Source organism: Streptomyces sp. NPDC058964, from assembly GCF_042741275.1.
In the GTDB taxonomy this organism is placed as follows: Bacteria; Actinomycetota; Actinomycetes; order Streptomycetales; family Streptomycetaceae; genus Streptomyces.
Window position 1 is genome coordinate 1 of record NZ_JBHYKH010000090.1, and the last position, 6,224, is coordinate 6,224.

Consider the following 6,224-nt stretch of genomic DNA (forward strand, 5'->3'; position numbering starts at 1 on the left):
GTCCTGCACCATGCGTCGGACCTCGTCGCCGCTGCACACGTCCACGACGCTGTAACTCGCCTCGGCACCCTTGCCTCTGAGCTCCGCGACGAGTTCGCGCAGCCGTTCCTCGCGGCGCGCCCCGCGGACGACGACGGCACCCTGATGCGCGAACACATGGGCCGCTCCCGCTCCTATGCCGCTGCTCGCGCCGGTGATGAGCACCACCTTTCCGGCGAGGGAGGCGGGTTCTCCCCCGGTCACGACAGGGCCCTGGAGGAACCGCTGCCGACCCCCGCCCCGAGCCGTTCGGCGCCCTGCCAGCACGTGCCCTGTGCGGCCTCCCGGTCGATGGCACGCAGCAGGGGCTCGTCGATGGCGGCGAGGCCGCGCACCAGATGCCGTACGCCGGCCGCCTCCATGAGGGACCGCTGGAAGCCGTGCTCGAAGGCGCTGGGATGCCCGATGAACGGCACGTCGAGCTCCCTCGCGCTCCGCGCGACCGTGGCCGCGTCGTCGATGAAGAGCGCCTCGTCGTAGTCGAGTCCGAAGTGGTCCCGGACGATCTCCCGGATACCCGGACGGAAGTCGTTCGTGCAGATGTAGCCGGGCTCGGTGAAGCAGGACGCCCACGCGCCGAGGTACCGGTCGAAGTGGCTCCTGTCCAGCCCGCCGTAGCAGATGATCTCCAGACCGAGCTCGCCCAGCCTCCGCAGCAGTGCGCCCGCGCCCTCGAGCGGTCGTACCGGGTGCTCGCGCACGTGCCGCTCGCGTTCCGCGAAGTAGACGTCGAGCATCTCGTACGGACTCGCCGTGGACCCGATGGCCTCGGCCAGGATCCGGGCGGCGGCCAGCCGCGGCCGGGACAGGATCGCCTGCTCCAGTTCCGCTGTGTAGGCGGTGCCGTGTCCGACGACGATGCGGTGGATGACAGGACTGAACGTGTCGTTGAGCAGAACGCCGTCGATGTTGACGGCGGCGAGCCGAAGAGTGCCCAGTGGGCGGTTCATCGTGGTCTCCCTGTCGCAGGCTGGGTCGACGCCGTGACCTCGTGCGCGCCGAGAAAGAAAACCGCAGGTCAGGTTTTTGATCTGGGACTTGATCGCTCAACCACTGCCGCTAAAAGGCTATTTAGCCCGATTTCAGCCTTACATCGGGCCGTGGTCGAGCGAGAAAATATCTGTGCAAATCAGATGAAACGGAACGGCCGCTTCTACATTCCCCCGTGATACTTGGCCAATCCTTTACTATCGGGCCGATACAAGAAAACCGGTAGGTCCGTATCTTATAGGCGTCGTCGAACGAAGCTTCAAGACGGGGGTTCTCGATGCGACTGACCACCGCTAGCGGAATAGGACTGTCCGGACTGCCTAGGCTCACCACGACGGTGCCCAAGGAGTACGTTCACCGGGCCAGCCTCGCGGAGGTATTCCTCACCGGTTGCACCACGCACGACGACCTGCGGTTCTCCCTCACCGGCCAATGGCCGCGGGCCCACACGCACTTCAACAGCTCCGACGGGACCAGCCACGATCCGCTCCAGGCGGCAGAGACGTTTCGCCAGGCCAGCATCTTCATGGCTCACACCGCTCTCGACGTACCTCTCGGCCATCAGTTCGTCATGTGGAACCTGAGTTACACCACGGACCCGGACGGACTGCGCATCGCCTCGAGTCCGACCGACTTCGACATCGAGGCGCGCTGTATCGAACTCGTCCATCGCAAGGAAGCCGTCAGCCGGATCCGGATGGACCTCTCCCTGCACCGGGACGGGGTTCTCGTGGCCCACGGAGCCACCGAGTACGGTCCGCTCCCGCCGGCCGTCTACGCCCGCATCCGGGCGCGGAGAACCGTCCCGGTTCCCGAGGCCGACGGTGGCACCACACCGGACAGCAGCCCGCTGCCGCCGGCCTACGTGGGCCGGTCCTCCGCGGCCGACGTGGTGCTCACGGCCACCGACACACCGCGCCGCTGGCTGCTCACGCCCAACCTCGACCACCCGATCCTCTTCGACCACGGCGCCGACCACGTGCCCGGCATGGTCCTGATGGAGGGCGCCCGGCAGGCGGCCTCCGCCCTGGTCGGCCCGCGGAGCTTCATCCCGGCCAGCGCCTCCAGCAACTTCCGCCGCTACGTCGAACTCGACCGCCCCTGCTGGATCGACATCACACAGGTGGCGTCCGAGAGCGGCAGCACGATGACCGTGGAGGTCACCGGCCACCAGGACGGTGAGAGCGTCTTCACCTCGACCCTCACGGGGCCGGTCAGCTAACGGTGGCAGCCGCGACATCGCCAGGCACCCGGCCCGAAAACACCGCACCGCCGCCCGCACGGCCCGGCTTGTCGGGCGTGCGGGCGGTTCCGTACGACAACGGCCTTGCGCCCGGAACGGGTTGAGCCCGGCACCGCATTCCGCCCGGCACCGCGACTGTTGTGCACGTGCACCTCATTGGACCGACCTCCCCCTGGTCCGGCCTGCGTCGAGCGGCCTTCCGCGACGATTCGCACGGCCCCGCCAAGCACGCTGTCCGCAGTACAGCACACCGTGTAAGAAACCGGAAGGTCTGTTCTTTATCCTTGGTCTGGGCGTTGCCCGCCGTCCAGCCGCGGTCCGCGAACCTGACCCACGTCCACCGCACGGCCGCACGGGGTCGCCCTGTCGCTCACAACGGCAGCGACAGCCCGTGCTCCCGCACCCCCGGGGAGGTGGGCCCGCCCTCCGACCGCTCCGTCTTGCGCCCCTTCTTGCCCGGCGCCAGCGTGCGCGGGTCGACGGCCTCGGCGGGCGCCCCGGTGGCGTACAGCCCGTCGGGAACCGCGTCCCGGTCGTGCGGCAGCAACCAGAACACCCGGCGCCGGAAGGTGCCGGACGACCGGGACGGCTTGGCACTGGGCCCGAGCAGCGCATAGCCGACCATGCGTCCGTCGCGGTGGTACGCGGGCCTCCCCTTGCGGGTGGGCAGCCGGTCCAGGCTCTGGCGCACGTAGTCCAGCTTGCTGACGTCCTCGAGCCAGACCAAGTCGGCCTCGTGGCTGATCTCGTCCTCTTCTATGAGGGCGCTCATGCTGTCTCCTCGTCGGCGACCAGTCCGATGCCCGGGTAGTACTTGCGCTGGTTGGACAGGATCATCTCCTTCGGAGACGCCAGCCCCACCACCTCTCGGACCCTCGCCGCGAAGGCCCGGGACGATATCGCCGGAGCTCCCTCATTTTGACACCACGTCTTGTAGGCCGCGTAGAGCTGAGCCTGTTCCGCTCTCAGTTCCGGTCCCAGACAGCACTCCTCCGACAGGAACCGCCCGGTGTGGTCCTCGGTCTCCGCGTACGCCGTGGTGGCGATGCGCACCCGCTCCGGGCCGGTCAGGTCCTTCTCGCCGCTCAGATAGCGACGGGCCCCCAGGATGAGCCAGTTGAGGATGCCCGGTCCCTCCTCCGTGACGAGGATGTCCGCCAGGTTGTCGATCTTGCGGTCGTCGGGCACGACCCTCTCGAACGGGATCAGCCGCATCCGTCGCCAGAACGCGAAGCCGCCGGTGCCCACCTCAGGCCGGTGGTTGCCGAGCAGCCAGAGCTTGTGGGTCGGCTGGAAGCTGAAGAAGTCCTGCCGCATGCGCCGCGCCTTGATCCGGTCGCCGCCGGTCAGCAGCTTCACCCGTGCCTCGTCGAACCGGTCCCCCGGCTTGACCTCGCTGCACACGATGACCCGCCGTCCGTGCAGCTCGGCCAGATCGGTGGGATGCCCCTCGTACGGCCGGGCCATCAGGAAGCCGGGCGGCGCCGCGTCCGCGTAGTCGCCGACCAGCTTCATCAGCACGTCCAGCAGCACCGACTTGCCGTTCTTGCCGGAACCGAACAGGAACGGCATCACCTGGCCGCCGACGTCGCCGGTGATGGAGTAGCCCAGCAACAGGTGCAGGAAGTCGATCATCTCCGAGCCCTCGGGCCCGTCGCCGAAGGTGTCGGTGAGGAACCGGTCCCAGCGCGGGGTCGGCATCGCCTGCGGCGCTGCCGTGGTGGAGCGGGAGTGGAAGTCCTTGTCCGGGTCGGGCATACGGATCAGACCGGTACGCAGGTCGACGATGCCGGCCGGGGTGCACAGCGCGTAGGGGTCGGCGTCCAGGCGGGCGGCGTTGAGCACCATGCCCGGCGCGGACTTGGCCTGCGTGAGCATCGCGTTCATACCGCTGGTGCTCAGGGCGCGCCTGCGGTGCTGCTGCAGCGCGGAGGCGGTGTAGCAGCCGCGCGGGTCGTCGGTGGCCAGGGACTCCGCGAGGTCCCCCGCGGCCCACATCACGGTGTCGTCCTCGTCGATCTGCCAGCGGGTGCTGTCCCAGCGGTACCAGCCGAGTCCGGGCACGTGCCGGTAGTCGTTGGAGTACAGCCTGACGAACAGCTTGGCGTTGCCGCGGTCGCTGAGGGTGTCCGGCAGCAGACCGTCGGCGGTGGCCTCCCCGCCCGCGCCGATCCGGTTCGCCACGCTCTGCCGCGGCATCTGCGCGGGAGGCTGGGCAAGGATCTGCGCGGCGACCGCCTGGGCGTCGAAAAGGGCGTTGTCGTCGGCGGTCATCCGCGGCCTCCCGGGGACAACGGGCGCCTGCGGCCTGCGCTCAGCCCTGAACGGATGATGGCGCGGTAACGCCGCTGCTGCCCCGGCCGGGCATGCTCGGCAGCCTCGTCCAGCACCCGCTCGGCCTCCTCCTCGCTCACGTGCCCGGCGGCGACCAGCCCTCCAGCGGTGTAGGCGGCCCGGTTGAGCTTCTCCGAGAACCCCGCCCCTTCGGGAACGGCGGCGCAGCCGGCCACCTCGGCCAGCACGGCGCTCAGCGCCCGGCCGGCGGCCGCGTGCCCTCCTCCGGCGGCCAGCACGGCCTGCCGGGCCCGTGGCGGCACCGGGCGCGGCACGGGCACGTGCGCGGGCGGCAGATGCCCGGTGCGCTCCAGTTCGCGCGCCAGCCAGCCCGGCAGCGGTGCGGGCTCACGCACGGGTCCCGCGGGCTCGTACATCCCCGCCGTGGTCATGGTCCCCGGGGCGACGATGTACCCGCCGTGCGCCCGTACATCCACCTGCCAGGCCAGGGAACGGCCCCCGCCCGAACCCGTGGAGCACTGCCAGCGCTGTCCGCTGGGGACCCGGTACCAGACGTGCAGGCCCCCTGAGGGCGTGCGCACGCGCAGGGTGCCCTCGTCCTCCGCCGGGCTCCGCTCACCGCGCAGGGCGGCCAGCACACCGATGGTGTGGAAGCCGTTGGCGAGACCCGTCAGGTCGACGCCGGCCGAGATCTCGATGCCCGGCAGCAGGCGGTTACGGTCGGGCAGCTCCTGGGCGTGCGCGTCGATGTCCACGACGACCAGACTTGCGGGCCCGCACGCGATTCCCACGCCGAAACGCGGGTTGGCACCCCACCACTGCTCGACCCTGGCGTAGTCGAGGGTGGCCGCGTGGAACCCATGGCACCAGCGCCCGGCGGCCGGACAGCCGCAGCCCTGGTGCGTGTGGCCGTGCTCGCGGCAGGCCGCGCAGTTGCCCGCGGGGGTCTTCCGTCCCGGCGCAAGCGGGTGAACAGGCCAGCCACGGCCCACGCACCACCGCGCTGTGGCCAGGGACCGGGCGCCGTCGTGCGGGCCGGAAGCCGACTGCCTTGAGTCGCTGCGCGGAACCCGCAGCTCAGCAGGCATCCACATCCCCCATCAGCGACTGAAGCGACTCAACGACTGAGACAGATTAGCGAACCACGAAGACAGAAGGGGACACAGGGAAATCAAAAAAACATGCGTGTGTCACCTCAGTGGCTCCAGCGACTGAACGCGAAACCCCCCGCGACCCAAGCCACTTCGGTAGCTGTCTCGGTAGCTGAACGAATCCGCAGGTCAACGGGTACGCACCGCCCAGAACAGCGACTGAAGCGACTCAAGACCCCCATATATGACGCACACACGCGCACACGCACACGCGCGAATGTCTTCATATACCCGGACCTTCAGTCGCTTCAGTCGCTGTTTCCGCCCCGACACCCCGCCTGACCAGGCTGTTCCTCTCAGCGACCGAAGAAGACTCAAGGCATCTTCGGTCGCTCTCCTTCAGTCGCTGCCCCGTCCTCAGGGCCGGACCGCCCCCACCCGGGCAGCGACCGAACCCGCGCAGGGGGGGCAGCGGGCCCGGCGACAACCCGGCACCCCCGGCCCCGACCCCCGGCCCCCGCCCCCCCCCCCCCCCCCCCCCGACGGCGCCGGGTGGCCCGGGGGGC

6 protein-coding genes are annotated in these 6,224 nt (G+C 69.8%); 1 reads left to right on the forward strand and 5 read right to left on the reverse strand.

Features of this window, described 5'->3' with window-relative positions; genetic code table 11:
* Both ACFW2E_RS14325 and ACFW2E_RS14330 read right to left on the reverse strand, forming a co-directional pair.
* A partial coding sequence (locus ACFW2E_RS14325; protein ID WP_384466133.1) for an SDR family NAD(P)-dependent oxidoreductase occupies window positions 1–243 on the reverse strand: 243 nt, incomplete at its 3' end.
* Window positions 240–989, reverse strand: coding sequence for an HAD family phosphatase (locus tag ACFW2E_RS14330; protein ID WP_384466135.1), 750 nt, complete (start codon window positions 987–989; stop codon window positions 240–242). The genes ACFW2E_RS14330 and ACFW2E_RS14325, both read right to left, overlap by 4 nt.
* 317 nt (window positions 990–1,306) lie before the next feature.
* Here ACFW2E_RS14330 and ACFW2E_RS14335 point away from each other — a divergent pair, with 317 nt between their 5' ends.
* Entirely contained in the window at window positions 1,307–2,251 is a 945-nt protein-coding gene (locus tag ACFW2E_RS14335; protein WP_384466137.1) for a ScbA/BarX family gamma-butyrolactone biosynthesis protein, read from the forward strand.
* A gap of 391 nt (window positions 2,252–2,642) precedes the next feature.
* Here the strand turns inward: ACFW2E_RS14335 and ACFW2E_RS14340 are convergent, their stop codons facing one another.
* From ACFW2E_RS14340 to ACFW2E_RS14350, 3 genes are read right to left on the reverse strand one after another with little or no spacing between them, the layout of a single operon-like run.
* Window positions 2,643–3,044, reverse strand: a complete 402-nt coding sequence (locus tag ACFW2E_RS14340) for a DUF6009 family protein (protein WP_384466139.1) — start codon at window positions 3,042–3,044, stop codon at window positions 2,643–2,645.
* Entirely contained in the window at window positions 3,041–4,546 is a 1,506-nt protein-coding gene (locus ACFW2E_RS14345) for a phage/plasmid primase, P4 family (RefSeq protein ID WP_384466141.1), read from the reverse strand. Before ACFW2E_RS14345 ends, ACFW2E_RS14340 begins: the two co-directional genes overlap by 4 nt.
* Complete coding sequence (locus tag ACFW2E_RS14350; protein WP_384466143.1) at window positions 4,543–5,655, reverse strand: bifunctional DNA primase/polymerase; 1,113 nt, start codon at window positions 5,653–5,655, stop codon at window positions 4,543–4,545. Before ACFW2E_RS14350 ends, ACFW2E_RS14345 begins: the two co-directional genes overlap by 4 nt.
* Window positions 5,656–6,224 lie beyond the last annotated feature (569 nt).